At 68.6% G+C, this 24,789-nt stretch carries 25 protein-coding genes; 9 read left to right on the top strand and 16 right to left on the bottom strand.

Translation table 11 applies throughout. The features are described from left to right. Window positions 1-211: 211 nt before the first annotated feature. Window positions 212-712 (bottom strand): hypothetical protein, encoded by a 501-nt coding sequence (locus tag VHAB30_RS21965; protein ID WP_159278613.1) that lies wholly within the window; start codon window positions 710-712, stop codon window positions 212-214. Between the two features lie 105 nt (window positions 713-817). On the opposite strand from VHAB30_RS21965, the gene VHAB30_RS21960 reads away from it, so the two are divergent. Next, complete coding sequence (locus tag VHAB30_RS21960; RefSeq protein ID WP_159278612.1) at window positions 818-1,054, top strand: hypothetical protein; 237 nt, start codon at window positions 818-820, stop codon at window positions 1,052-1,054. Between the two features lie 726 nt (window positions 1,055-1,780). Here the strand turns inward: VHAB30_RS21960 and VHAB30_RS21955 are convergent. The 12 genes from VHAB30_RS21955 to VHAB30_RS21900 form a co-directional block, all read right to left on the bottom strand. Then, window positions 1,781-2,752, bottom strand: coding sequence for an NAD(P)H-dependent flavin oxidoreductase (locus tag VHAB30_RS21955; protein WP_159278611.1), 972 nt, complete (start codon window positions 2,750-2,752; stop codon window positions 1,781-1,783). Window positions 2,753-2,764: 12 nt separating this feature from the next. Further along, window positions 2,765-3,697, bottom strand: a complete 933-nt coding sequence (locus tag VHAB30_RS21950; RefSeq protein ID WP_159278610.1) for an electron transfer flavoprotein subunit alpha/FixB family protein — start codon at window positions 3,695-3,697, stop codon at window positions 2,765-2,767. 2 nt (window positions 3,698-3,699) lie between these two features. Then, a complete protein-coding gene (locus VHAB30_RS21945) occupies window positions 3,700-4,449 on the bottom strand; it encodes an electron transfer flavoprotein subunit beta/FixA family protein (protein WP_159278609.1) in 750 nt (249 codons plus the stop codon). A 37-nt stretch (window positions 4,450-4,486) separates the two neighbouring features. Then, window positions 4,487-5,485: a Bug family tripartite tricarboxylate transporter substrate binding protein gene (locus tag VHAB30_RS21940; protein WP_095743556.1), complete on the bottom strand. Its 999-nt coding sequence runs from the start codon at window positions 5,483-5,485 to the stop codon at window positions 4,487-4,489. Between the two features lie 52 nt (window positions 5,486-5,537). Then, window positions 5,538-7,493, bottom strand: coding sequence for an acyl-CoA synthetase (locus VHAB30_RS21935; protein ID WP_159278608.1), 1,956 nt, complete (start codon window positions 7,491-7,493; stop codon window positions 5,538-5,540). A gap of 47 nt (window positions 7,494-7,540) precedes the next feature. Further along, complete coding sequence (locus tag VHAB30_RS21930) at window positions 7,541-8,539, bottom strand: Bug family tripartite tricarboxylate transporter substrate binding protein (RefSeq protein ID WP_159278607.1); 999 nt, start codon at window positions 8,537-8,539, stop codon at window positions 7,541-7,543. Between the two features lie 44 nt (window positions 8,540-8,583). Beyond that, the gene (locus VHAB30_RS21925) at window positions 8,584-9,792 is read right to left on the bottom strand and encodes a CaiB/BaiF CoA transferase family protein (protein WP_159278606.1); all 1,209 of its coding nucleotides are present in this window, start codon (window positions 9,790-9,792) and stop codon (window positions 8,584-8,586) included. Between the two features lie 73 nt (window positions 9,793-9,865). Beyond that, window positions 9,866-10,681, bottom strand: a complete 816-nt coding sequence (locus tag VHAB30_RS21920; RefSeq protein ID WP_159278605.1) for an oxepin-CoA hydrolase, alternative type — start codon at window positions 10,679-10,681, stop codon at window positions 9,866-9,868. Further along, on the bottom strand, window positions 10,678-11,820 hold the full coding sequence (locus VHAB30_RS21915) for an acyl-CoA dehydrogenase family protein (RefSeq protein ID WP_159278604.1): 1,143 nt from the start codon (window positions 11,818-11,820) through the stop codon (window positions 10,678-10,680). Before VHAB30_RS21915 ends, VHAB30_RS21920 begins: the two co-directional genes overlap by 4 nt. A gap of 13 nt (window positions 11,821-11,833) precedes the next feature. Continuing rightward, window positions 11,834-13,042 (bottom strand): acyl-CoA dehydrogenase family protein, encoded by a 1,209-nt coding sequence (locus VHAB30_RS21910; RefSeq protein ID WP_159278603.1) that lies wholly within the window; start codon window positions 13,040-13,042, stop codon window positions 11,834-11,836. 18 nt (window positions 13,043-13,060) lie between these two features. Beyond that, entirely contained in the window at window positions 13,061-14,251 is a 1,191-nt protein-coding gene (locus VHAB30_RS21905) for an acetyl-CoA C-acyltransferase (RefSeq protein WP_062478557.1), read from the bottom strand. A gap of 32 nt (window positions 14,252-14,283) precedes the next feature. Next, window positions 14,284-16,419 carry a 3-hydroxyacyl-CoA dehydrogenase NAD-binding domain-containing protein gene (locus tag VHAB30_RS21900; protein WP_159278602.1) on the bottom strand — a complete coding sequence of 712 codons (2,136 nt, stop codon included), beginning with the start codon at window positions 16,417-16,419 and terminating at the stop codon, window positions 14,284-14,286. 157 nt (window positions 16,420-16,576) lie between these two features. Here VHAB30_RS21900 and VHAB30_RS21895 point away from each other — a divergent pair, with 157 nt between their 5' ends. After that, a complete protein-coding gene (locus tag VHAB30_RS21895) occupies window positions 16,577-17,494 on the top strand; it encodes a LysR family transcriptional regulator (RefSeq protein ID WP_062478562.1) in 918 nt (305 codons plus the stop codon). Here the strand turns inward: VHAB30_RS21895 and VHAB30_RS21890 are convergent. Together VHAB30_RS21890 and VHAB30_RS21885 are read right to left on the bottom strand one after the other, a co-directional pair. After that, window positions 17,479-17,721 carry a hypothetical protein gene (locus VHAB30_RS21890; RefSeq protein ID WP_062478565.1) on the bottom strand — a complete coding sequence of 81 codons (243 nt, stop codon included), beginning with the start codon at window positions 17,719-17,721 and terminating at the stop codon, window positions 17,479-17,481. The two genes, VHAB30_RS21895 and VHAB30_RS21890, sit on opposite strands and share 16 nt — an antisense overlap. 47 nt (window positions 17,722-17,768) lie before the next feature. After that, on the bottom strand, window positions 17,769-18,107 hold the full coding sequence (locus VHAB30_RS21885) for a Rieske (2Fe-2S) protein (RefSeq protein WP_070060176.1): 339 nt from the start codon (window positions 18,105-18,107) through the stop codon (window positions 17,769-17,771). A gap of 176 nt (window positions 18,108-18,283) precedes the next feature. On the opposite strand from VHAB30_RS21885, the gene VHAB30_RS21880 reads away from it, so the two are divergent. The 7 genes from VHAB30_RS21880 (at window position 18,284) to htpX (ending at window position 23,652) form a co-directional block, all read left to right on the top strand. After that, entirely contained in the window at window positions 18,284-19,027 is a 744-nt protein-coding gene (locus tag VHAB30_RS21880; RefSeq protein WP_159278601.1) for a peptidoglycan-binding protein, read from the top strand. A gap of 149 nt (window positions 19,028-19,176) precedes the next feature. Beyond that, window positions 19,177-19,386 carry a YgaP family membrane protein gene (locus VHAB30_RS21875; RefSeq protein WP_159278600.1) on the top strand — a complete coding sequence of 70 codons (210 nt, stop codon included), beginning with the start codon at window positions 19,177-19,179 and terminating at the stop codon, window positions 19,384-19,386. Window positions 19,387-19,389: 3 nt separating this feature from the next. Beyond that, complete coding sequence (locus VHAB30_RS21870; protein ID WP_159278599.1) at window positions 19,390-19,911, top strand: RNA polymerase sigma factor; 522 nt, start codon at window positions 19,390-19,392, stop codon at window positions 19,909-19,911. 133 nt (window positions 19,912-20,044) lie between these two features. Beyond that, complete coding sequence (gene pyrC / locus VHAB30_RS21865; RefSeq protein WP_062478580.1) at window positions 20,045-21,076, top strand: dihydroorotase; 1,032 nt, start codon at window positions 20,045-20,047, stop codon at window positions 21,074-21,076. Then, a complete protein-coding gene (locus tag VHAB30_RS21860; RefSeq protein WP_159278598.1) occupies window positions 21,073-21,891 on the top strand; it encodes an NYN domain-containing protein in 819 nt (272 codons plus the stop codon). Before pyrC ends, VHAB30_RS21860 begins: the two co-directional genes overlap by 4 nt. Further along, entirely contained in the window at window positions 21,867-22,631 is a 765-nt protein-coding gene (locus VHAB30_RS21855; RefSeq protein WP_159278597.1) for a DUF3025 domain-containing protein, read from the top strand. Before VHAB30_RS21860 ends, VHAB30_RS21855 begins: the two co-directional genes overlap by 25 nt. 148 nt (window positions 22,632-22,779) lie before the next feature. Further along, window positions 22,780-23,652, top strand: coding sequence for a protease HtpX (htpX, locus tag VHAB30_RS21850; protein ID WP_056575841.1), 873 nt, complete (start codon window positions 22,780-22,782; stop codon window positions 23,650-23,652). 98 nt (window positions 23,653-23,750) lie between these two features. On the opposite strand, the gene VHAB30_RS21845 is transcribed toward htpX, so the two are convergent. After that, window positions 23,751-24,752, bottom strand: a complete 1,002-nt coding sequence (locus VHAB30_RS21845; protein WP_159278596.1) for a ProQ/FinO family protein — start codon at window positions 24,750-24,752, stop codon at window positions 23,751-23,753. Window positions 24,753-24,789: the final 37 nt, after the last annotated feature.

Below are 24,789 nucleotides of genomic sequence, written 5' to 3'. Positions count from 1 at the left end.
TCGCTGCATAGCAGTCGGTCGACCTCTCGCATCGAAGGACCGCTTCGGGCCCGAAGCGGCTGTACAGCCCGAGCTAAAGCAGTCCTCTTTAGGGTGCGTTGATGTTGATATGCAGATCTGGTCAGCGTCGGCTTTGGGCCGCATTCTGCCGCCGGCGTCAGTGGGCTCATAGTGGCCTTGGAGATTTGCTCCGAAGCGGACGTCTCAATCTTCACGATTTTCGTAAGTGGGCGTCTGGCCAGCTATAGATAAGAATATGAAGTCGGCCAGACAACGCATAGGTGGCATGCAGGCGGCAATTTGCGTCAACTTCCCACCTCTCTGCGGCTACTCGTCCATCATCGGTATGCCGTACCCATTCAGGTTCGCCGAGCTTCTTCCTTGCCGATCCTGTGTCATCGGAAAATGCCAACCCAAATGGCAAGGCATGTCTGTATTGGGCATAACGATCCGCGCCATCGGAGTAGAAGAATATGGTGTTAAAGAATAGTGGCCCAACGCCCATTGGCTGATCGTCTATTCCTAGAAACCAAGCTTCATCGGTGAATGCAAAAGAGACTCCGCCGCTAGGGCGCTCGATGTAGGCGCGATAGTCGTCTTCGGGAAGTTCAAGTTCGTCGCTCAAGTCAAAGCCAAGTGCAGTGAACGCCGCCTGGAGGTCCAAAGATGTTATGGGCAGCCCAAGGAATGGATACAGGATCTCGACGTTCATGGTTCCCTTGATCAATCGCTAGAAGAGCGCGTACTCCAGCTGACGGCGAGGCGATGCGAGCGTCAGCTTTGAGGGGAATTTGGTCTCGCTCAGGAGTGGCCGCTCATGGCCGATAGTACCCATTCGCGCGAGGGCGAGGGATGTCGGAAACCGCTGCAAAGCAGCTGCTCGCATCGTCTGCCGACGATCAGCATGGAGCGCATGGCTGCCACCGAGGCCTGCACCGCAAGCACCTCAATCGAACCGAATTCCCTCCATCACAAGGGCTTCAGCAGTTGCACCCCAAAGAACCTGTTCACCAGGGCGGGCCGCGAAACACGCAGCCCGCAGACCAGCCGCTAACCGCCAGTCTCAAGCGCTCCACGTCGCGCCTTCTCACTCAGCTGAAACAACTCTCCAGCCTTGCGAGCCAGTTCAGCCGCAAGCCAAAGCAGGTTGTCTAGTCGTCGAGGCCCGTCACCGCTGCACCAGTCGATCTCTTCCCCGTGGCAGACCCACAGAAGAGCTTCGAGTTGAGAGAGGGTGTTTTCGAGAAGATCCGCCGGGTCTTGGGCGTTGTCTTCGGAAGCTACCGGCGTAGTTGGCCGGGCTATAGTCTTGGTAGCCATTTTTGTGCGGTCCTTCGTAGGTGTTGCACGAACTTGGTTAGACGGCTGGGGTGCTAGTAACACCTCGGCCGTCGCCTTTTGATACCTCGCATCTGCATCGCTGCTTTCGCACCGACGACCTGCCGCGAGGCAAGCAGCCTTCAAACATCTCGGTCGTGGTGGGGGTGTGGCGCCTTTCTTCTTCCCTTGGTGGGGTGTCGAGTGACAGGGGCATTCACTCTAGAGAAGAACCCGGCGAAGTGGCCGGTTCATGCGGCACGAAGTCTCGGCGAGCGCCAACAAATGCAGCTTCTGCGATGCGCCGCGCACGGACCTCGCGGGCCCGTTGCCGCGCCAGTCCGAAGCGGCTCTGAACGCTCACGTCGATGGGGTGCCTTGCGCAGCGAAATCAAGGAGGAGCCCGAAGGGCGGGGGACATTCGCGGAGCAAGGCGCCCCGTCGGCGGGAGCGCGGCAGAGCTTCAGTTCATCCAGCTGCGGGCGCGGTCCAGATGCTCCCGGCACTCGCGCACCATGCGTTCCAGCAGTTCCGCGCAGGTCGGGATGTCGTCGATCAGCCCGATGCATTGGCCGGCCGAGACCACGCCGTTGTGCACCTCGCCCGACTCCAGCGCCGCGCGGCCGCGCGCACCCGCCACCAGCGGGCGGATGTCCTCGAACTCGCAGCCGCCCGGACGGCGTTCGGTGGCCACCACTTCTTCGGAGATGGCGTTGCGGAACACGCGCGCCGTGTTGTGCAGCGTGCGGAACATCAGCTTGGTGTCGCGCTCGGTCGCGGCCACCAGTGCCTGCTTGATGTTGTCGTGGATCGGCGCTTCCTGCGTCACGCAGAAGCGCGTGCCCATGTTGATGCCCTCGGCGCCCAGCGCCAGCGCGGCGGCCATGCCGCGGCCGTCGGCGATGCCGCCCGACGCGATGATCGGAATGCGCAGCTTGCGCGCCGCCACCGGCAGCAGCACGAGGCCGGGTACGTCGTCCTCGCCCGGGTGGCCCGCGCATTCGAAGCCGTCCACCGACACCGCGTCGACGCCGTTGCGCTCGGCCGAGAGCGCGTGGCGCACCGAGGTGCACTTGTGGACGATCTTCACGTCGTGGCGCTTCAGGGCCTCGATGAAGTCCTTCGGGCTGTTGCCCGCGGTCTCCACGATCTTCACGCCGCTGTCGATGATGGCCTGCACGTACTCGGTGTACGGCGGCGGCTTCACCGCCGGCAGGATCGTGAGGTTCACGCCGAAGGGCTTGTCGGTCATCGTGCGCGTGCGCTCGATTTCTTGGCGCAGGTCGTCGGGCGTGGGCTGCGTGAGCGCCGTGAGAATGCCCAGGCCGCCGGCGTTCGACACGGCCGCGGCCAGCTCGGCGCGGCCCACCCATTGCATGCCGCCCTGGATGATGGGGTAGCGGATGCCGAGCAGTTCGGTGATGCGGGTCTTCATCGTCGCAGCCGCTTACAGCGTGGTCACGAGTTCCGGCACGGCCGTGAACAGGTCGGCCACGAGGCCGTAGTCGGCCACCGAGAAGATCGGGGCTTCTTCGTCCTTGTTGATCGCGACGATGACCTTCGAGTCCTTCATGCCGGCCAGATGCTGGATCGCACCCGAGATGCCCGCGGCGATGTACAGCTGCGGCGCGACGATCTTGCCCGTCTGGCCCACTTGCCAGTCGTTCGGGGCGTAGCCTGCATCCACGGCGGCGCGGCTGGCACCCAGGCCGGCGTTGAGCTTGTCGGCCAGCGGCGTCATCACTTCGTTGAACTTCTCGGCGCTGCCCAGCGCGCGGCCACCGGAGACGATGATCTTGGCGGCGGTCAGTTCGGGGCGGTCGCTCTTCGTGACTTCACGGCCGACGAAGCTGCTCTTGCCGCTGTCGGCCACGCCTTCAGCGGTTTCAACGGTGGCGCTGCCACCGGTGGCGGCTGCGGCGTCGAAGCCGGTCGTGCGCACGGTGATCACCTTGGTGGCGTCGGTGCTCTGCACGGTGGCGATGGCGTTACCGGCGTAGATCGGGCGCTCGAACGTATCCGGGCTGTCGACCTGCGTGATGTCGGAGATCTGCGCCACGTCCAGCTTGGCGGCCACGCGCGGTGCGACGTTCTTGCCGTTGGCGGTCGAGGGGAACAGGATGTGGCTGTAGTTGCCGGCGATCGCCAGCACTTGGGCTGCGACGTTCTCGGCGAGGTTTTCTGCCAGCGATGCGCTGTCGGCAGCGATCACCTTGGACACGCCGGCGATCTGCGCGGCGGCCTTGGCGGCTTCTGCTGCGTTGGCACCGGCCACGAGGATGTGGACGTCGCCACCGCAAGCCAGCGCGGCGGTTACGGTGTTGAGGGTGGCCGGCTTGATGCTGGCGTGGTCGTGTTCGGCAATAACAAGTGCGGTCATGTTCAGATCACCTTCGCTTCGTTCTTCAGTTTGTCCACCAGCGTTGCAACGTCAGGCACCTTGATGCCGGCGCCGCGCTTCGGCGGCTCGCTGACCTTCAGGGTCTTCAGGCGGGGCTTGACGTCCACACCTAGGTCTTCGGGCTTGAAGGTGTCCAGCTGCTTCTTCTTGGCCTTCATGATGTTGGGCAAGGTGACGTAGCGCGGCTCGTTCAGGCGCAGGTCGGTCGTGATGACCGCGGGCAGCGTGAGCGTCAGCGTTTCCATGCCGCCGTCGACTTCGCGTGCGACGGTGACCTTGTCGGCAGCGAGGTCGACCTTCGAGGCGAAGGTGGCTTGGGGCAGGTCGGCCAAGGCAGCCAGCATCTGACCCGTTTGATTGGCGTCGTCGTCGATGGCTTGCTTGCCGAGGATGATGAGAGACGGCTGTTCCTTGTCGACCAGCGCCTTGAGCAGCTTGGCAACCGCGAGAGGTTGCAGCTCTTCGCTCGTCTCGACCAGGATGCCGCGGTCGGCACCGATGGCCATCGCGGTGCGCAGGGTTTCCTGGCACTTCGCGTCACCGCACGAGACGGCGATGACTTCGGTCACGATGCCCTTTTCCTTCAGCCGCACCGCTTCTTCGACAGCGATCTCGTCGAAGGGGTTCATGCTCATCTTGACGTTGGCAATGTCCACCCCGGTGCCGTCGCTCTTGACGCGCACCTTCACGTTGTAATCGACGACCCGTTTGACAGGCACCAGAACTTTCATGGCTGTTCCTCTTGAATGACAAAAATGGGAAAAGGGGTTACTCGAGCTTGGCGCCCGACTGCTTGATCAGGCGCTCCCACACGGGGCGCTCCTGCTTCCAGGCTGCGGCAAAGAGCTCGGGCGAGCTGTCCTTGATCTCGAAGCCCATGGCCGCCACGCGCTCGCGCACGTCGGGCTGCTGCGTGGCCTTGCGCACTTCGTCGGCGATGCGGTCGACGATGGCCTTGGGCGTCTTGGCGGGCGCTGCAATGGCGAGCCAGCCGGTCACGCGGTAGGCCTCGTCCTTCAGGCCCTGCTCGGCCAGCGTGGGCACGTTGGGCAGCGTGCTCATGCGGCGCTCGCCGGTCACGCCGACGGCCTTGAGCTTGCCGGCGTCGATGTGCGGCTTGGCCGCGAGCGCGCTGGCGTAGGCCATCTGGATCTGGCCACCGATCAGGTCTTGCACCATCGGTGCCTCGCCCTTGTAGGCGACGTGGTTCATGTCGGCCTGCTGCGTGAGGCTCATGTGCGCGCCGGCCAGGTGCGGGTAGGCGCCCACGCCGTACGAGCCGTAGGCCACCTTGCCCTTGTTCGCGGCCACGTACTTCAGCAGTTCGGGGCCGGTCTTGGCGGGCACGCTGGGGTGCACCACGAGCACCAGCGGCGCCATCGCGATCTGGTAGACCAGCGTGAGGTCGCGCTGCGTGTCGTAGGGCAGCTTCTCGTAGAGGAACTCGTTGGTCATGAGCGAGTTGCTCAGCGACAGCACGATGGTGTAGCCGTCGGGTGCGGCCTTGGCGACCGCGTCGGTGCCGATGATGCCGGCCGCGCCGGGCTTGTTGTCGACCACGAGGGGCTGGCCCATGCTGGCCGACATCTTCTGGCCGAGCACGCGCGCCAGCACGTCGGTCGCGCCGCCGGCCTGGAAGGGCACGACGAGGCGGATCGGCTTGTTCGGGTAGGGCGCCTGCGCATGCGCGGGGGCCAGTGCGAACAGCGCGGCGGTCGATGCTGCCGCGCACAGCAGGGCGCGGCGGGTCGAGGGTTGATGGGTCATGGTTTGTCTCCCGTTCGGTTTCAGAAAATCGTTGTGAAGAAGCAGATCAAGATCACTTCAGCGCGATGCGCGTCTTGAAGGGCAGCGGCTCCAGGGCCTTCTGCAGCCGCTCCTGCAGTGCCGCGGCTTGTGCGCCCGTTGCGGCGGCGTCGATCTGCACATGCACGAGGCTTTCGCCTTCGGTGCTCACCGCCGGCCGGGCGGGGTCGCCCACGCCGAGCGCGGCGCAGACCTCGGCGACCGTGGCCGCCACCACCTGCCGCGCGGCCATGGCGCGCAGCTCGGGCTTGTAGATCTTGCCGACGTTGGTCATCGGCATCGTGGCGATCACCGACACCCACTTGGGGCGCGCGGGCGCTTCGTCGACGCGCGCAGAAGTGAAGGCCAGCAGTTCGTCTTCGGTGGCCGAGGCGCCGGGCACCAGCGTCGCGAAGATCACGGGCAGTTCGCCCGCGTAGGCATCGGGGGCGCCGACGGCGGCGCACAGCTGCACGGCCGGGTGCGCGCCCAGTGCGTCCTCGATGGTCTTGGGGTCGATGTTGTGGCCGCTGCGGATGATCAGGTCCTTCGAGCGGCCCGTGAGGTGCAGCCGCTCTTCGGCGTCCATCCAGCCCAGGTCGCCGGTCGCGAGCCAGCCGTCGGCCGTGAAGGCCTTGGCGTTGTCGGCCGGATCGACGAAACCCGAGAACACGTTGGGCGACTTGAACAGCACCATGCCGGTCTCGCCTTGCGCCACTTCGCGGTCGCTGGCGTTGCCGTTTTCGTCCAGCGCCACGATGCGCACCTGCGCATAGGGCAGGCGAAAGCCGACGCAGCCCGCGGGCCCGTTCACGCCGGGCGGCGTGATGGTCGAGATGCCGGCCATCTCGGTCATGCCCAGGCTCTCGTGCACGTGCAGGCCGAACAGGCGCTCGAAGCGCGCGGCCAGCTCGGGCGACAGCACGGCGGCGCCGGTGCGGCAGTAGGTGATGGAAGAAATGTCGGCGCCGTCCAGCGGCACGTTGGCCAGCGCGGCGAGCACCGTGGGCACGGCGGACAGCGAGGTCGGGCGGTACTTTTCGACCAGCTTCCAGTAGTTGGCCAGCACCTCCTTGTTGCGCAGCAGCGAGGGCGTCGGAATGATCACCTCTACGCCCGCCGACAGCGACGACAGCGAGGCCGGCAGCACGCCCGCCACATGGAACAGCGGGTAGCCGTTGATCGAGATGCCCTGCTCGTTCATGCCCGCCAGCTGCACGCTGGCCCAGGCGGTGAACACCTGAGCGCCGTGGCTGTGGCGCGCGAGCTTGGGTGCGCCCGTGGTGCCGCCGGTGTGGAAGTAGGCGGCGATGTCGGTGGGGGCGATGTCGCGGCCGCTCACGAGGCGGTCGCTCGGTTGCGCGGCGCGCAGCACGTCGAACTCGGCCACGCCTTCGGGTAACGCACCCGCAGCGCCCGGCGCTTCGTCGTGCGGCGCCACGCGCAGCACGGTGGTGAGCGTGGGCACCTGGCCGCGCAGGCGCATCGCCTTCGACCACATGCCCGATTCCGCGTCGGAGCCGTAGGCGATGAGCACCTTGGCGCGGCCCGCGGTCATGAGCGCGATCAGCTTCTCATCGGTGAGCAGCGGGTTCAGCGGCTGCACGATGCCGGCCGCCTCGCCGCCCCAGAGTGCGAGGTGGTACTCGAGGCAGCCGGGCAGCAGCACCGCCACCGCATCGTCGGGCCCCACGCCCAGCGTGTGCAGCAGGTTGGCGGTCTGGTGGATGCCGGCGAGCAGCTGCGCGTACGACCAGCGGATGGGCTCGTCCGCCGGGTTGCCGCTGCGCAGGAAGGTGAGCGCGGTCTTGTCGCCGAAGGCCGCGCCGGAGTTGCGGAAGAGCTCGTAGGTGCTGCGCACCGTGAGCGCTTCTTCGAGCGGCGTCTCCTCCAGCCGCCGGATGTCGGCGAGACCGCGCACCGGAAACAGGGGGCGGAACGGCGCGCCGGCCGTTCCCGTGGGGTTGTTCTTGTCGTTGCCTGTTGTCATGTTGTCTCCTTGAGGGGGTCTTGTCGGCTGCGGACGGAGGCCGTGTCTTACTGGGTCGTGATCTTGTTGTCGCGAATGACCTTGCCCCAGCGCTCGAAGTCCTGGCGCATGCGCGTGGCGGTCTGCTCCGGCGTGCCGTAGGCCGCGAAGGAGCCCACGCTCTGCAGCTTCTCGCCGACTTCCTTGTCGGCCAGCGCCTTCTTCAGCTCGGCGCTCATGCGGTCGACCACGGCCTGCGGCGTGCCGGCCGGGGCCAGCAGCCCGCCCCACGAGGTGGCGTCGAAGCCGGGGAAGCCCTGCTCGGCCACGGTCTTCACGTCGGGCAGCAGGCTCACGCGCTTGCCGGAGCCCACGGCGATGGGGCGCAGCGTGCCGGCGCGGATGTGCGGGATCACGGCGACGAGGTCGGAGAACATCGCGGGCACCTGGCCGCCGATGAGGTCGGTCACGGCCGGGGCGCTGCCGCGGTAGGGCACGTGCTGCATCTCGAACTTGCCGATGTTCTTCAGCTGCTCGGTCGTCAGGTGGCCGAAGCTGCCCGCGCCGGCGGTCGTGTAGTTGAGTTTGCCGCCGTCGGCCTTGGCCTTGGCGATCAGGTCCTGCAGGCCGTTCACGCCGGGCAGGGCCTTCGGGTTCACCACCATCACGATCGGCAGGTCGTACACCGTGCCCACGGGCGTGAAGTTCTTGAAGATGTCGTAGGGCACGGTGCCGTACAGGTGCGAGGCCAGCAGCGTCGGCGTGGCCAGCATCACGAAGGTGTAGCCGTCGGGTGCGGCCTTGGCCGCAAAGGCCGCGCCGATGGTGCCCGAGGCGCCGCTGCGGTTGTCGACCAGGATGTTCTGCTTGAGCGACAGGGACATCTTCTGCGCCACGATGCGCGAAGCCACGTCGGTCGGGCCGCCGGGCGGGAAGGGCACGACCAGCGTGATGGGCTTGGTCGGCCAGGCCTGGGCGAAGGCGCTGCCGGCCAGCAGGGGAAGGGCCAGCGCGAGCAGGGCGCGGCGCACGGGGTTGCGGGGGGTACGGAGGAACGGGAAGGCCATGGATTTCTCTTCAGGGATGCGGGCGTTGTCTTCGCGTGGTGCGATCAGACGACGCCATTCGTTTTCAGCGCTGCCAGCTTTTCATCCGACAGGCCGAGCAGGGACTTCAGCACGTCGTGCGTGCCTTCGCCCAAAGTGGGCGGCGCGCTGCGCACGGGCAGGCGCTCGCCATCGAAACGGTAGGGCGGCGCCAGCACGTTGACTTCGCCGGCCACCGGGTGCGGCTGCTTGGTCACCAGGCCGGCGTCGGTGGCGCGCTTGGAGTTCAGCGCCTCCAGCAGGCCGAGCACCTCGCCGCAGGGAATGCCCGAGGCGTTGAGCTTTTCGAGCAGCGCGGCGCGCGGGCGCTTCGCGAGTTCGGCGTTCAGCTCGGGCAGCAACGCGGCGCGGTTGGCCGAGCGCAGGATGTTGGTCTTGAAGCGCTCGTCGGCCGCCAGGTCGGGGCGCTCGATCACCTCGGTGCAGAAGCGCATGAACTGCGCGTTGTTGCCCACGGTGATCACCAGCGGGCCGTCGGCCGCGTCGAACACGCCGTAGGGAACGATCGACGGGTGCGAGTTGCCATAACGCGGCGGGTCTTCACCCATCAGCAGCGCTTCGAGGCCGTAGTAGGCGGTGATCATCAGGCCGCAGTCGAACAGCGCCATCTCGATGTGGCGGCCCGTGCCGGTCTTCTCGCGCTGGTAGAGCGCGGCCAGCACGGCCTGCGCCGAGTACATGCCGGTGAACAGGTCGACGGCGGCCACGCCGAATTTCAGCGGCGGCTGGTTGGCTTCGCCGTTCAGTGCCATCAGGCCGGCCTCGCCCTGCACCACGAGGTCGTAGCCGGGGCGTGCGGCTTCGGGGCCGGTGCGGTCGTAGCCCGAGATCGAGCAGTAGATGAGGCCCGGGTTCTCCTTGCGCAGCTGCTCGTAGCCCAGGCCCAGCTTGTCGATGCCGCCGAACTTGAAGTTCTGCAGCACCACGTCGCATTGCTTGGCGAGGTCGCGTGCGATCTGCTGGCCCTCGGGCGTCTGCAGGTCGAGCGTGACGGAGCGCTTGTTGCGGTTCACGCTGTTGAAGTAGGCGGTCTCGGTCTTGCCCACGCGCAGGCCCCAGTCGCGCGTGTCGTCGCCGCGGCCCGGGTGCTCGACCTTGATCACCTCGGCGCCCATGTCGGCCAGCACCATGCCGCACCAGGGGCCGGCCAGGATGCGGGACAGATCGAGGACGCGCACGCCGGCGAGCGGCAGCGAGGAATTCAGCGAGGGCATGGGAACAACTCCAGGAAAACGAAAGGCCCCCGCATCTGCATCGGCATGCACGGGCGGGGAGGGGCTCAGCGCGTCAGGACGCGTCGGGCTGGGGTGCGTGGCGCAACGCGACGAAGTCGGCCTTGCGCTTGCCGAGGAAGGCGCCGATGCCTTCGGCGGCTTCGGCGTCGGCCTGCGACGTCACCATGTAGACCGCTTCGGCCTCGAGTTGTTCCTCGAGCGTTGCACGATGGGCCTGGCGGCACAGCGTCTTGATGCGTGCGCTCGCGCGCTGCGGGCCGTTGGCCACCTTGGCGGCGAGTGCGATGGCCTCGGCCAGCGCGCCGCCCTTGTCGGTCAGGCGGTTCACCGCGCCCATCGCGTGCAGGCGCTCGGCCGACAGGCGGTCGCCGGTGAGGCACAGCTCGGTGAGCAGCTGGCGCGAGACAAACTCCGCGAGGAAGGCCGTGGCGCCACCGTCGGGCGTGAGGCCGACCTTGACGTAGGCCACCGTGTAGAACGCATCGCGCGCCGACACGAGCATGTCGCAGGCCAGCGCCATCGACAGGCCCGCGCCGGCCGCACCGCCTTCGACGGCCGCGATCACGGGCTTGCCGCAGTCGCGGAGCGCGCGGATCAGGTCGTGCAGGCCTTCGAGCTTCTCGCGGCGTTCGGCCTCGGGCAGTTCGCGGCGCTTCGCCAGCAGGTTCAGGTCGCCGCCCGAGCAGAAGAAGTCGCCGGCGCCGGTGAAGACGATGGCGCCGACCTCGGGGTCGTTCTGCGCATCGGTGAGCGCGGCGGAGAGCTCGGCGTACAGCGTCGGCGTGATCGCGTTGCGCGCGGCCGGGTTGCTGTTGGTCAGGATGCGGACGGCGCCTTCCTGCGAGATGAGGACGGTCTTGTCCGTCATGCCGCGACCTCCTTGCCCAGAGCGATGTAGCGCTGCAGGTGGTGGTCTTCGTCGCCGAGCTGGTGGTCGATCATCACGAGGCGCTTGGCGTAGTGGGGCAGCGGCAGCTCCCAGGTCATGCCGATGCCGCCGTGCATCTGGATGCTTTCCTCGGCCACCAGCGCGCCGATGCGGCCGATGCTGAACTTGGCGGCCGACAGCGCGCGCTCGCGCGCGACGCGGTCGCTGCCGTCGATGGCGGCGGCGGCGTTGATCACGGCCGAGCGGGCCTGTTCGATCTCGAGCAGCAGGTCGGCCATGCGGTGTTGCAGGGCCTGGAAGCTGCCGATGAGAATGCCGAACTGCTTGCGCGTGCGCAGGTACTCGAGCGTGGCGGTCTTGGCGGCTTCCATCGCGCCCAGGGCTTCGGCGCACAGCGCGAGCACGCCGCGGCCGATGGCGCGTTCCAGCGTGGCGGCGCCCTGGCCTTCGGCGCCCAGCAGCGCGTCGGCGCCGAGCGTCACGCCGTCGAGCGTGAGTTCGGCCACGCGGCCACCGTCGATCGCGGGACAGCCGCGCACGGTGAGGCCGGCGGTCTTGGCAGGCACGAGGAAGAGCGAGATGCCGGCTTCGTCATCGACGTTGCCCGAGGTGCGGGCCGAGACCAGGAACAGGTCGGCCTGCTCGCCTTGCGGCACCACGGCCTTGGCGCCCTGGAGCACCCAGCCATCGCCACGGCGCTCGGCGGTCGTGGCCACGCGCGTGCGTTCGTAGTGCGTGTCGGCTTCATCGTGCGCAAAGGCCGCCACGGTCACGCCGTTGACGATGTCGCCGATCTTCTCTTTCTGCGCGTCGCTGCCGGCGGCGCTGATCGCCTCGCCGACCATCACGGCGCCCAGCAGCGGCTCGACCACGAGGCCGCGGCCCAGTGCTTCGAAGACCACGGCAATGTCGAAGCCGCTGCCGCCGAAGCCGCCGTCGGCCTCGCTGAACAGCGCGCCGATCACGCCGAGCTCGGCGAAGTTCTGGAAGATTTCCTTGCTGAACCCATGCGCCGACTTCGCGATGCGGTCGCGCGCATCGAAGGCGTACTGCTCGGCGATGAAGCGGTTCAGGCTGTCGGCGAGCATGCGCCGGTCTTCGGTGTGTTCGAAGTTCATGTGCGTGTCTCCTTTACAGCCCGAGGATCATCTTGGAGATGATGTTCTTCTGGATTTCGTTCGAGCCGCCGAAGATCGACAGCTTGCGGTTGTTGAAGTAGCGCGCGGCTCCGGCCGATGCGTAGGCGGGGCCGAAGGTCTCGCCGTCGAAGCCATCGTGCAGCGCTTCCTCGACGAAGGGCCGTCCGTATACGCCCATCGCACGGCGCGCGAGCGACGAGATCTCCTGGCGGATCTCGGTGCCGCGAATCTTCAGCATCGAGCTTTCCGCGCCGGGCACGCCGCCGCCGGCCACCGCTGCGATCACGCGCAGGTTGGTGGTCTTCATGTTCTCCAGGTCGATCTCGACACGCGCCAGGCGTGCGGCAAAGGCCGGGTCGTCCGCGAGCGGCTTGCCGTTCTTGGTCTGCGATGCGGCGATGCCCTTGAGCTGTTCGAGCGCGGCCACCGAGAAGCCCACGCCCGCGATGTTGGTGCGCTCGTAGGTCAGCAGGTACTTGGCGCAGGTCCAGCCCTTGTTCTCTTCGCCCACGAGGTTCTCGGCGGGCACGCGCACGTCGGAGAAGAACACCTCGTTGACTTCATGCTCGCCGTCCAGCGTGATGATCGGGCGCACTTCCACGCCGGGCGAGGTCATGTCGACCAGCAGGAAGCTGATGCCTTCCTGCTTCTTCGCCTCGCGGTTGGTGCGCACCAGGCAGAAGATCATGTTGGCGTGCTGGCCCAGCGTGGTCCAGGTCTTCTGGCCGTTCACGATGTAGTGGTCGCCCTGCGCGTCGATGCCGCGCACGGCCGTGGTCTTCACCGCGGCCAGGTCGGAGCCCGCGCCGGGTTCCGAGTAGCCCTGGCACCACCAGTCGGCGCCGCTCAGGATGCGCGGCAGCCAGTAGCTCTTTTGCGCTTCGTTGCCGTACTTGATGAGCACCGGGCCCAGCATGTTGACGCCGAAGGGCACGATGCGCGGCGCGAAGGCCAGCGCGCATTCGTTCTCGAAGATGAACTTCTCGACCGCGGTCCAACCCGGGCCGCCGTACTGCTCGGGCCAGTGGTTGGCGAGCCAGCCGCGTTCGTTCAGGATGGCGTGCCATTCCTGCATGTCGGCCTTTTCCAGGATCTTGCCGCTGCGCACCTTGTCGGACAGCCGCGCGGGCAGCTTGTTCGCCAGGAAGGTGCGCACTTCGCTGCGGAAGGCTTCTTCTTCGGTCGTGAAGTTCAGGTCCATCGCGGACTCCTCAATGAATCAATAAATTTCGAACAGGCCGGCTGCACCCATGCCGCCGGCGATGCACATCGTGACCACGGCGTACTTGGCGCCGCGGCGCTTGCCTTCGAGCAGCACGTGGCCCGTGAGGCGCGCGCCGGTCATGCCGAAGGGGTGGCCGATGGAGATCGCGCCGCCGTTCACGTTCAGGCGTTCCGACGGAATGCCCAGCTTCTCCTGGCAGTAGATCGACTGCGAGGCGAAGGCTTCGTTGAGTTCCCACAGGTCGATGTCCTGCACCTTCAGGCCGTGGCGCGCGAGCAGCTTGGGCACGGCGAAGACCGGGCCGATGCCCATCTCGTCGGGCTCGCAGCCGGCCAGCGCCAGGCCGCGGAACGCGCCCAGCGGCTTCAGGTTGGCGCGCTCGGCGTCCTTGGCTTCCATCATCACGCAGGCCGAGGCGCCGTCGGACAGCTGCGAGGCGTTGCCGGCGGTGATGAACTTGTCGTCGCCCATCACGGGCTTGAGCTTGGCCAGCGCCTCGTAGGTGGTGCCGCGGCGGTTGCAGTTGTCTTCCGTGGCGGTGACTTCGCGGTGGGTGACCTCCTTGGTCTCCTTGTCGGTCACGGCCATCGTGGTGGTGCAGGCCACGATCTCGTCCTTGTAGCGGCCGGCCAGTTGCGCTTCTTCGGTCTTGCGCTGGCTCTCGGCGGAGAAGCGGTCTTGGGCTTCGCGGCTGATGTTGTAGCGCTTGGCGACGATGTCGGCGGTGTCGATCATCGCCATGTAGAGCTCGGGCTTGTGCTCGACGATCCACGGGTCCAGGCTGAGGTCGCCGCCGTCGCCGGGGCTGCGGCCGCGGATCTGCGAGATGCTTTCCACGCCGCCCGCGATCATGGCCGGCGCGCCGTCCACCACGATGCGGCCGGCGGCCATGGCGATGGCCTGCAGGCCCGAGGCGCAGAAGCGGTTCACGGTGGTGCCGGCGATGCTGATCGGCAGGCCCGAGCGGATGATCGACTGGCGCGCGATGTTGCGGCCGGTGGTGCCTTCGGGGTAGCCGCAGCCGAGGATCGCGTCCTCGATCAGGGCCGGGTCCAGGCCCGAGCGCTCGACCGCGGCCTTCACCGCGAACGAGGCCAGCGTGGCGCCGGAGGTGATGTTGAATTCGCCGCGGTGCGCCTTGGTGAGCGGGGTGCGGGCGGTAGAAACGATGACGGCTTCACGCATGGGGTTGTCTCCTGGACGGTGGGCTCTAACGGTTACTCGGATTGATTCAGGCTGGCGAAATCGGCGCCGCGCTCGACCAGCTCCACGAGCAGCGGCGACGGCTTCCAGAAGATCGGGTCGGCCTTGGCGAACTCGCGGATGTCGGCCAGCACCTTGGGCAGGCCCACGGTGTCGGCGTACTTCATGGGGCCGCCGCGGTGGCGCGGGAAGCCGTAGCCATAGAGGAAGGTCACGTCCACGTCGAGCGGGCGCAGCGCGATACGCTGCAGCACGACGTTGGCGCCTTCGTTGACCATGGCGGCCATGTAGCGGCGCATGATTTCTTCTTCGGTGAAGGTGCGCGGCGTGATGCCGGCGCGCACGCGCTCGGCGTCGATGATGGCCAGCACCTCGGGGTCGGGCACGCCGGTGCGCGCGCCTTCGGGGTACAGGTAGTAGCCGCGCTGCGTCTTCTGGCCGAACCAGCCGCGCTCGCAGATGCGGTCGGCCACCTGCACGTAGCGCGCCTGCGGGTCGCGCGTGGCGGCCTTGCGCTTGCGCGTGGCCCAGCCGATGTCGCCGCCGGCCAGGTCGGACACCTGGAACGGGCCCATCGGGTAGCCGAAGTTGCGCACGGCCGCGTCGATGTCGTAGGGCGAGGCGCCGTCTTCCATCATGTGGTCGGCGGCCTGGCGGTACACGGCCAGGATGCGGTTGCCGATGAAGCCGTCGCACACGCCGGCGCGCACGGGCACCTTCTTGAGTTTCTTGGCGAGTTCGAAGCCGGTGGCGACCACGTCGGCGCTCACCTTGGCGGGCACCACGATCTCCAGCAGCTTCATGATGTTGGCGGGCGAGAAGAAGTGCAGGCCCACCACGTCCTGCGGGCGCGAGATGCTGGCGGCGATCTCGTCGATGTCCAGGTACGAGGTGTTGGTGGCGAGCACGGCGCCCTTCTTGCACACGCGGTCGAGTTCGGCGAACACGGCCTTCTTGACGCCCATCTCTTCGAACACGGCCTCGACCACGATGTCGACGTTGGCGAAGGCGTCGTAGCTGGTCGAGCCCGAAAAGCGCGCCATCACGGCGGCCTTGGCCTCTTGTGTCATGCGGCCCTTGGCGATGAGGCCGTCGTACACCTTCTCGACGTGCGCACGGCCGCGCGCCAGGCTGGGCTCGTCGCGCTCGACCATGGTCACGGGCAGGCCCGCGTCGAGCATCGCCACGGCAATGCCCGCGCCCATGGTGCCGCCGCCGACGATGCCGGCCGAGGTGAGCGGGCGCGGGCTGGCCGAGCGGGTCTCGGGCGCCTTCAGCACTTCGCGCTCGGCGAAGAAGGCGTGGATCAGGCCGGCGCGCTGCGGGCTGTCGATGCATTGCAGGAACAGCTTGCGTTCGAGCGCCATGCCTTCGTCGAAGGGCAGCGTGAGCGCGCCTTCGACCGCTTCGATGATCTTCATCGGCGAGAACAGGCCGCGGCTCTTCTTGGCGGTGTCGGCGCGCGCGGCCTCGAGGGCGGCGCGGGCGGCGTCCTTGTCGGCCAGGCCGGCGGCTTCGCGCGTGCGGCGCACCGGGGCGTGGGCGGCAACCAGTTCCTGCGCGTAGGCCAGGCCTTCGGCGCGCGCGTCGGCTTCAGCGCCGAGGCGATCCACGAGGCCGAGCGACAACGCTTCCTTGGCGCCCGCATGGCGGCCGCTGAGCATCAGTTCGAGCGCGGGCTTCACGCCGATGAGGCGCGGCGTGCGCTGTGTGCCGCCCGAGCCGGGCAGCAGGCCCAGCGCCACTTCGGGCAGGCCCAGCTTGGCGGTGGGCGCGGCGAGGCGGTAGTGCGCCGACAGCGCAATCTCCAGCCCGCCGCCGAGCGCCGCGCCGTGAATGGCGGCGACCACCGGCTTGCTGCAGTTCTCGATCTTCAGGCAGACCTCGGGCAGCGAGGGCTGCTGCGGCGCCTGGCCGAACTCGCGGATGTCCGCGCCGGCGATGAAGTTGCGGCCCGCGCCGACGATCAGCACGGCCTTGGCGCCGCTGTCGGCCTCGGCCGCATCGATGGCGGCGGCCAGGCCGCGGCGAACGTCCACGCCCAGGGCGTTGACGGGCGGGTTGTCGATGGTCACCACGCACACGTCGCCTTGACGCTGGAAGGTGACGGGACCGTTGGACGTGGAAGGGCTGGGAGTGGGGGTGGCCATGTGCGTGTCGCTTGTCTCTTGCTTGCGTGGCAGGCCCTCGTGAAGTTTCGAGGGGTCCGGGGCTCTGGGGAGCCCTGCATTCTTGGCCGGCATCGGCGCTTTGACAATTCCATAGGTGGTTGACAGACTGTCAAAGAATTTTTGACACAATCCGCCCATGGACCTGCAATCGCTCACCCTGCTGGTGGAAATCCTTGACGCGGGCAACCTGAGCGCGGCGGCGCGCCGGCTCAAGATGACCCGCGCCAACGTCAGCTACCACCTGAACCAGCTGGAGCGTTCGGTGGGCGCGCAGCTGATCCGGCGCACCACCCGCCGCGCCGAGCCCACCGAGATCGGGCTGCGGCTGTACCAGCACGGCGTGGCCATCCAGGGCGAACTGCTGGCGGCGCGCGAGTCGGTCACCGCGCTGGGCGAGGGCCTGCAGGGCCGCGTGCGCCTGAGCGTGCCCAGCGGCTACGGCCAGCTCGTGATGGCCGACTGGCTCATCGACTTCAAGCGCCAGTACCCCGGCATCGTGCTCGACGTGGTGTTCGAGAACCGCATCGAAGACCTGCTGCGCGACGAGGTCGACATCGCCATCCGCGTGATCCCCGAGCCGCCGCAGAACCTCGTGGCGCGCGAGATGGGGCCGGTGCGCTACGTGGCCTGCGCCACGCGCGCCTACGCCGAGCGCCACCCGCTGCCCGTGCAGCTGGACGCGCTGCGCGCCACGCCGGTGGTCACGGCCGCCGTCATCGGTCGGCAGCTGCGCATCTCGGCCTACCAGGGCGAGACGCGACGCGAGGTGATCCTGGAGCCGACGCTGATCTCGGAAAACTTTCTGTTCCTGCGCCAGGCCATCCTCGCGGGCCTGGGCGTCGGCCTCGTGCCCGACTACGTGGTGCAGGAGGACGTGCGCCGCGGCGACGTGGTGACCACGCTGGACGACTGGCGCCTGTCGATCTTCGGCACCCAGATGTTCATGCTCTACATGCCGAACCGCCAGCACACGCGGGCGATCCGGACGTTCATCGATTTCATCCTGGCGCGGGTGCGACCGGAAGAAGCCGAAGAAGCTCAGTCGCAGCGGTAGACGACTTCCCCCGCCGGCACGCCCTGCGCCGGCACCTCCGACAGCGTGCTGCTCAAAAAGCGCATCGGCGCGCCGAAGTTGCGGCAGTAGTTCTCGGCGTCCTGCGCGGTGGGCGACTTGAACACGCCGTCGGCCAGGAAGGTGACGCGCGGCGCGGGTCGCGAGACGCAGCCCGCGCCGATGAGCAGGGCCGGAACGAGGACGGAGACAGCAGCGAATCGGCGCATGGGGCAGGGCGGAAAGAAGAGGTCGCGACTGTAGCCGCTCGCCCGCGTCAGTCGGCCAGCCACACGCTGCCGTCCGCCGCCTCGCGCAACGCCAGCGGCGTGAGGCGCGCGCCGCGGCAGGGGCCGCCCACGCAGCGCCCGGTGTCGGGCTCGAAGATCGCGCCGTGCCGCGCGCACATCAGGTAGCGCCCGGAGCTTTCGAGGATCTGGCCTTCGAAGTCGAGTGGGCCGCCGGCGTGCGGGCACTGGTTCAGGTAGCCGTGCACCGCGCCCTGCCAGCGCACCGCGAAGGCCGGCGCGCCGCCGGGGGCGGTGAACAGGGCCGCGAGGCCGCCGTCGGCGAGTTCGGTGGCGATGGGCTGGGCGGTCGGGGCGGGCGCGGTCATGGGGAGCGAGCCTACCAAGGTCCGCCGCCGTGCTGGCGCCCGGGGGGACACCCCCGCGTCATCACATGTTTCGGCTATGTCATCCGACCAATAGACGCAGGGGCGTGCCGTTTTCACAATGCATCCGCTCGCTTTCCTTCGTCCGTGCATCCTTGTCTCAAGGGGGATTCCCACCGATGAGCACGCTGAAACAGGGCTGGCGCGGGGCCGATGTCCGTCGCCTGCAGGAGGCCCTGAACCGCAAATTGCAGCCCAGCCCCGGCCTCGCGCCCGACGGCGACTACGGCCCCGTCACCCGGGCGGCCGTGCTGCGCTTGCAGGCCGCGCACTGGCTGTGCGAAGACGGCGAAGCCGGCCCCTGCACCCGCAACGTGGCCTTCGACAACGAAACCCACGCCCCCCTGCTGCACCCCGTGGCGCTGATCCCGCAACCGGCGCCCGCGCTGTGCTGGGCGGCCGCAACCGCGATGCTCACGCGCGCCACCGTGCAGACCGTGCTGGCGCGCACGCCCTCGGAGCTGATGGGCGCCGACGGCGCCTTGCGCCGCCGCGTGGACAGCGACCGCCATGCGCAGGGCAGCGACCCCGATGGCGACGACAACCGCCGCTTCGCCGCCGCGCACGGCCTCACGCTGCGGCCCCACGGCCCGTGGACCGTCGCCGCGCTGCGCACCGCGCTGCACGCCGGGCCGCTGATGTTCGACCTGTGCTGGGGCGCCAAGGGCGGCGCGCCCGCCGGCCAGCCGGGCCACATGGTCGTGCTCGCGGGCATCCGCGGCGACAACGACCCCGGCGGGGGCGGCACCACGCTGCGCCTGTTCGACCCCTGGCCGCCGGGCCGGGGCGCGCGCAGCTCGACCAGCCATGTGCGCTGGATGCAGGCCGTGGCGGACCGCATCTGCGGGGTGTTCCAGCGGTAGTGGCGCCTGGCTGCGGTGGCCGTTGGCACCGGCGCATGAAAAAATCCTGACTTTCCGCGAACCGTTTCGGCGGGTGGCCGCCTCTTTCCATGCGGGAGGGGCGTTCTGCTCCTCCCGCATTCACACGTCACGGATCGAAGGAAACCACCATGCTCTACGTCAAGAATGTTCCCGGCTGGGAACGCGCCCTGCGCATCGCCTTGGGCCTCGCCGGCCTCGCCTTCGCCGCCATGAACTGGCCGGCGAATGCCCTGGCCGTCGCGGTCGGCCTCATGGGCGCGATGCTGGCCCTCACCGGGCTGGTCGGCTTCTGCCCGATGTGCGCGATGGTCGGGCGCACCCTCGACAAGGGCCGCTGACCCATGGCCCCCGCAGCGATCGACCGCACCTGCCTGATCCTGGCCGCGCAGACCGGCGACCCTGTCGCCATCGAGGGCCTGCTCGCCGCCTGCCAGACCGACGCGCGTCGCTACGCCCGCCGGCACTGCCAGGCCAGCGACGTGGACGACGCGGTGCAGGAGTCGCTGCTGGTGGTCGCGTGCCGCGTGCGCGGGCTGCAGGCGGCCGCGGCGTTCTCGTCGTGGCTGTTCACCGTCATCCGGCGCGAATGCCTGCGCCTGCAGCGCGCGATGTTCCGCCACGACCCGCTCGACGAAGACGTGGTCGAACGCCAGCTCGCGGCCCGCAGCGACGATGCGCTGCGCATCGACCTGGCCCACGCGCTCGAATCGCTGCCGGCGCACTACCGCGAGGTCGTGCTGCTGCGCGACTTCGAGGAACTCACCATCGCCGAGATCGCCGAGCGCCTGGGCGAGCCGCCGGGCGCTGTGAAGAGCCGGCTGCACCGGGCGCGCCTGCTGGTGCGCGAGTACCTGCTGGGGTAGGGCCCGTCGCGGGGGGACACCGCGGAACCGGCTTTGCCGGGCCGCAGGTGTCGCCCCCGGCGAGGGGGTTGGCGAAGCGACACGAAGTGCGCGCAGCCTGGGGGAGTTCCATTCCAGCGACAATCTCGCCGCAATGACAGACACCCTCACGATCACCCGCCCAGACGACTGGCACCTGCACGTGCGCGATGGCGCCGCCCTCGAAGCCGTCGTGCCCCACAGCGCCCGCCAGTTCGGCCGCGCGCTGATCATGCCGAACCTGCGTCCGCCCGTGACCACCGCCGCCCAGGCCGTGGCCTACCGCGACCGCATCCGCGCCGCCGTGCCCGCGGGCACGTCCTTCGAGCCCGTGATGTCGCTCTACCTGACCGACAAGCTGCCGCCCGAAGAAATCGCGCTGGCCGCCGAAGCCGGCGTGCGCGCGCTCAAGCTGTACCCGGCCGGCGCCACCACCAACAGCGATGCCGGCGTGACCGACATCCGCAAGACTTACAAGACGCTCGAGGCCATGCAGAAGCACGGCCTGCTGCTGCTGGTGCACGGCGAAGTGACCGACCCGGCCATCGACCTGTTCGACCGCGAAGCCGTGTTCGTCGACCGCGTGATGATTCCGCTGCGCCGCGACTTCCCCGAGCTCAAGGTGGTGTTCGAGCACCTCACCACCAAGGAAGGCGCCCACTACGTGCGCGACGCCGACCGCTTCACCGCCGCCACCATCACGGCGCACCACCTGCTGTACAACCGCAACGCCATCTTCACCGGCGGCATCCGCCCGCACTACTACTGCCTGCCCGTGCTCAAGCGCGAGACGCACCGCGTCGCACTCGTCGAGGCGGCCACCAGCGGCAGCGACCGCTTCTTCCTGGGCACCGACAGCGCGCCGCACCCCGCGCACCTGAAGGAGCACGCACTGGGCTGCGCCGGCTGCTACACCGCGCTCACCGCCATCGAGCTGTACGCCGAGGCCTTCGACAGCGTGAACGCACTCGACAAGCTCGAAGGCTTCGCCAGCTTCCACGGCCCCGACTTCTACGACCTGCCGCGCCACACCGACACCATCACGCTGAAGCGCGAAACCTGGACCCTGCCCGAGACCGTGCCCTACGGCGAAGCCACGCTCAAGCCGCTGCGCGGCGGCGAGACCGTGCAATGGAAGCTCGCATGACGGCGCCGGTGCCCCTGTCGTCGCTGCGCGTGATGCTGCTGATCGACGCCGACAACGTCTCGGCCGACGTGATCGAGCAGGCCGTGCAGCGCACGATGGAGGACTACGGCGCCATCCACGTGCGCCGCGCCTACTGCAACGCCGAGATGGCCGTGAACCGCCAGGCGCTGTTCAAGCGGCTGTCGGTGCGGCCGATGGTGAACCTGTCGGCGGGCAAGAACAGCACCGACATCGCGCTGGCCGTCGACGCCATCGACCTCGTGATCGCCGAGCGGCCCGACGTGGTCGTGCTGGTGTCGTCCGACTCCGACTTCGCGCCGCTGGTGATCCGCCTGCGCGAAAAGGGCTGCCGCGTCTGCGGCATCGGCCAGCAGGGCAAGACCGGCGAAGAGACCGTCGGCGTCTACGACAGCTTCATCGACCTCGCGCACCACGGCATCAAGCCGGCCGTGCGCACCGCGCCGGCCAAGAAGGTGGCGGCTGCGAAGAAGACGCCGGCCGCGAAGACCGCCCCCGCGAAGAAGGCGGCGGCCAAGACCGCGCGCAAGACGACGGCGAAAGCGGCCAAGCCGGTGGCACCACCACCGCCCCAGCAGCCTGAAATCTCCGAAGCCGCCGAGTTCATCCTGCAGGCCGTGCCCGCGCTGCGCCGTGGCACCGACGTGCCGCTGAACGACGTGGCCAAGGCCCTGCGCACCGCCGGCCTGCTCAGCAAGAGCGGCAGCTCGCTCAAGCTCTTCGACAAGCTCACGGGCGAGTTCGCGGTGATGCAGCATCCCGACCGCATCCGATGGACGGGGGCGCCCGCGCCTTGAGCCCGGGCCTGCCGGCGGTCGCGGCCATCGAGTGGGCTGCACCCTGGCTGGCCCCGTACCGCGATCCCGGCGAAGCCGTGGCGCGGACCATCGCACAGGGTGGCACCGTCGCCGCCGCGCTGCAGGCGGCCAAGCCACCCGCCGTGCCCGACTTCGTCACGCAGGACGCGCTGCCCGAGGGCCAAGCCTACGAGGCCCACATCTTCCGCACGCGCACCGTGCCCACGCGCGACAACCTGCACGACTTCTTCAACGGCCTCGTCTGGCTGGCCTTTCCCGAAACCAAGCGCCGCCTCAACGAACTGCAGGCCACCGAGATCGCGCGCGCCGGCGTCGGCGCCACGCGCGGGCCGCTGCGCGACGCGCTCACGCTGTTCGACGAGAACGGCGCGGTGCTCGATGCACCGCCCGCGCTGTGGGAGGCGCTGGTGGCGCGCGACTGGCAGGCGTTGTTCGTCACGCGGCGCCCACTCTGGGCGCAGGCCCGGCTGCGCGTGTTCGGCCATGCGCTGCTCGAAAAGCTGGTGGTGCCGCGCAAGGCCGCGACCGCGCATGTGCTGTTGCTGCCTGCAGCCGGAGGTCCGCTCGGCGACGCGGCGCTGGCGCGCTGCCTCACGCCCGAGCACATGGCACGCAAGCCCTTCGCACCGCTGCCGGTGCTCGGCGTTCCGGGGTGGTGCGGCGCCAACGAAACACCCGATTACTACGACGATCCGAAGGTCTTCCGGCCCCGTTCGTAGAACTTTTACTCCTATCATTGCTCTACCGCACGCCACCGCGCCGCGCCCGTCACAACCTATGACAACAGCGGTATTCCCGACCGGGCAGGCTTGAAGCGGGCCTTCTGGCCCTCATCTGGACGGCAGTGTTCCCCACGGAGAATTCAACTTGAAACGTATCCTTCTGTTTGTCCTGACCAACGTGATGGTCGTCGCGGTGCTCGGCGTGGTCGCCAGCCTGCTCGGCGTCAACCGCTTTCTCACGGCCAACGGGCTCAACCTGACGGCGCTGCTCGGCTTCGCGCTGGTGATGGGCTTCGGCGGCGCGATCATCTCGCTGCTCATCAGCAAGCCCATGGCCAAGTGGACGGCCGGCCTGCGCATGATCGACAACCCCCAGTCGCCCGACGAGGCCTGGATCGTCGGCACCGTGCGCAAGTTCGCCGACAAGGCCGGCATCGGCATGCCCGAGGTTGGCATCTTCGAAGGCGAGCCCAATGCCTTCGCCACCGGCGCGTTCAAGAACTCGTCGCTCGTGGCCGTGTCCACCGGCCTGCTGCAGGGCATGACGCGTGAAGAGGTCGAGGCCGTCATCGGCCACGAAGTCGCGCACATCGCCAACGGCGACATGGTCACGATGACGCTGATCCAGGGCGTGATGAACACGTTCGTCGTGTTCCTCTCGCGCGTGATCGGCTACGCGGTCGACAGCTTCCTGCGCCGCGGCGACGACCGCTCGTCGGGCCCCGGCATCGGCTACTACGTGAGCACCATCGTGCTGGACATCGTGCTCGGCTTCGCCGCCGCGATCGTGGTGGCCTGGTTCTCGCGCCAGCGCGAGTTCCGCGCCGACGCCGGCGCCGCCGCACTCATGGGCAACCGCCAGCCGATGATGAACGCACTCGCCCGCCTGGGCGGCCTGCCGGCCGGCGAACTGCCCAAGGCCGTGGAAGCCATGGGCATCACGGGCGCAATGGGCAAGCTGTTTGCCACGCACCCACCGATCGAAGAGCGCATCGCGGCGCTGCAGAACGCGCGCTGAGCAAGCTGCAGGGCACGGCGGCCCATAACGCCGTCGCCCATGAAAAAAGCCGCCACAGTGATGTGGCGGCTTTTTTTCGTTGGGGCGGGCGTGTTGCGTCAGTCCGCGGCGGGCGCTTCGGGGGCGGCCGGGGCGGCTTCTGCTTCGGGCGCCGCCTGCACTTCAGGCGCTGCGGCTGCCGCCGCTTCAGCGGCCACCGCTGCGGCAGCGGCCGCAGCCTCGGCCCGCTTCTTGTCGTCGCGCACGCGTTGCAGCGTGCGCGTCACGTCGCCGGGCTTCATGCCGTACATGTCGGCGAACTCCTGTTCGCTGCGGCCGCTGGCTTCGAAGGCGCGCAGCAGGGCTTCGCGCTTGGCGGCCTGCTGGGCGAGTTCGGCCAGGGCTTCGTCGACGACGGCGTTGTTGTTGGCGTCGCGCGAGCGCACCAGCACGGCATAGGCCTCGTGGTCGAGGCCCGAGGCTTCGATGGCCTTGGCGATGCGCGTCACCAGCTGGGGACGCAGGTCTTCGCCGGGGTTGCGGTGCGAGCGGCGGCGGTGCAGTTCGAGGATGGCGTGGTGCACGTGCTCGGGCGCGACCGGGTCGAGCGCGTTGCCGTCCAGATCGTGGCGCGCATGGCCGGCGGCCACGCTCTCGAGGTAGCGCGTGGAGCGCGCATGCTGGCCCATCGCGATCTTCAGGTCTTCGGCCTTGAAGTCTTCGGGGTGGCGCGCGATCAGCTCTTCGTACACGCCGAGCTTCAGCGGCACGAAGCGTGCGCCGAACAGCTGCGGGTACAGCTCGAACAGGCGCTCGAGCACCGGATTGACCTTGCGCGGTGCGCGCTGGGCTTCGGGCTGTTGTTGCTGTTGCGGCTGCTGTCCGCGCGGCTTGCGCCCTTGCTGCGGCTGCTGCTGCCCATGCGGGCGCTGTTGCTTGGCGCGCGGCGGGCGTTGTTGCTGCTGCTGTTGCGCGGGGGCGGGCTGCGCCGCCGACGCGTCAGCGCCTGCGTCGGTGCCCGTGCCGGCCTTCAGCTGCTGCAGCTGCTCGGCCATGTCCGGGCGCTGGCGCCGTGCGTTGCGCGAGTTCGTGTTCGGGGCGGCGGTGGATGCGTCGGTCATACGGAAGGCTCGGCGATGGGCGCGAGGGATGGAAAGG

The organism is Variovorax boronicumulans (genome assembly GCF_009811375.1).
Lineage (GTDB): Bacteria > Pseudomonadota > Gammaproteobacteria > Burkholderiales > Burkholderiaceae_C > Variovorax > Variovorax boronicumulans.
The sequence above is the reverse complement of the archived record's forward strand: the minus strand, read 5'-3'. Positions and strand labels throughout refer to the sequence as shown.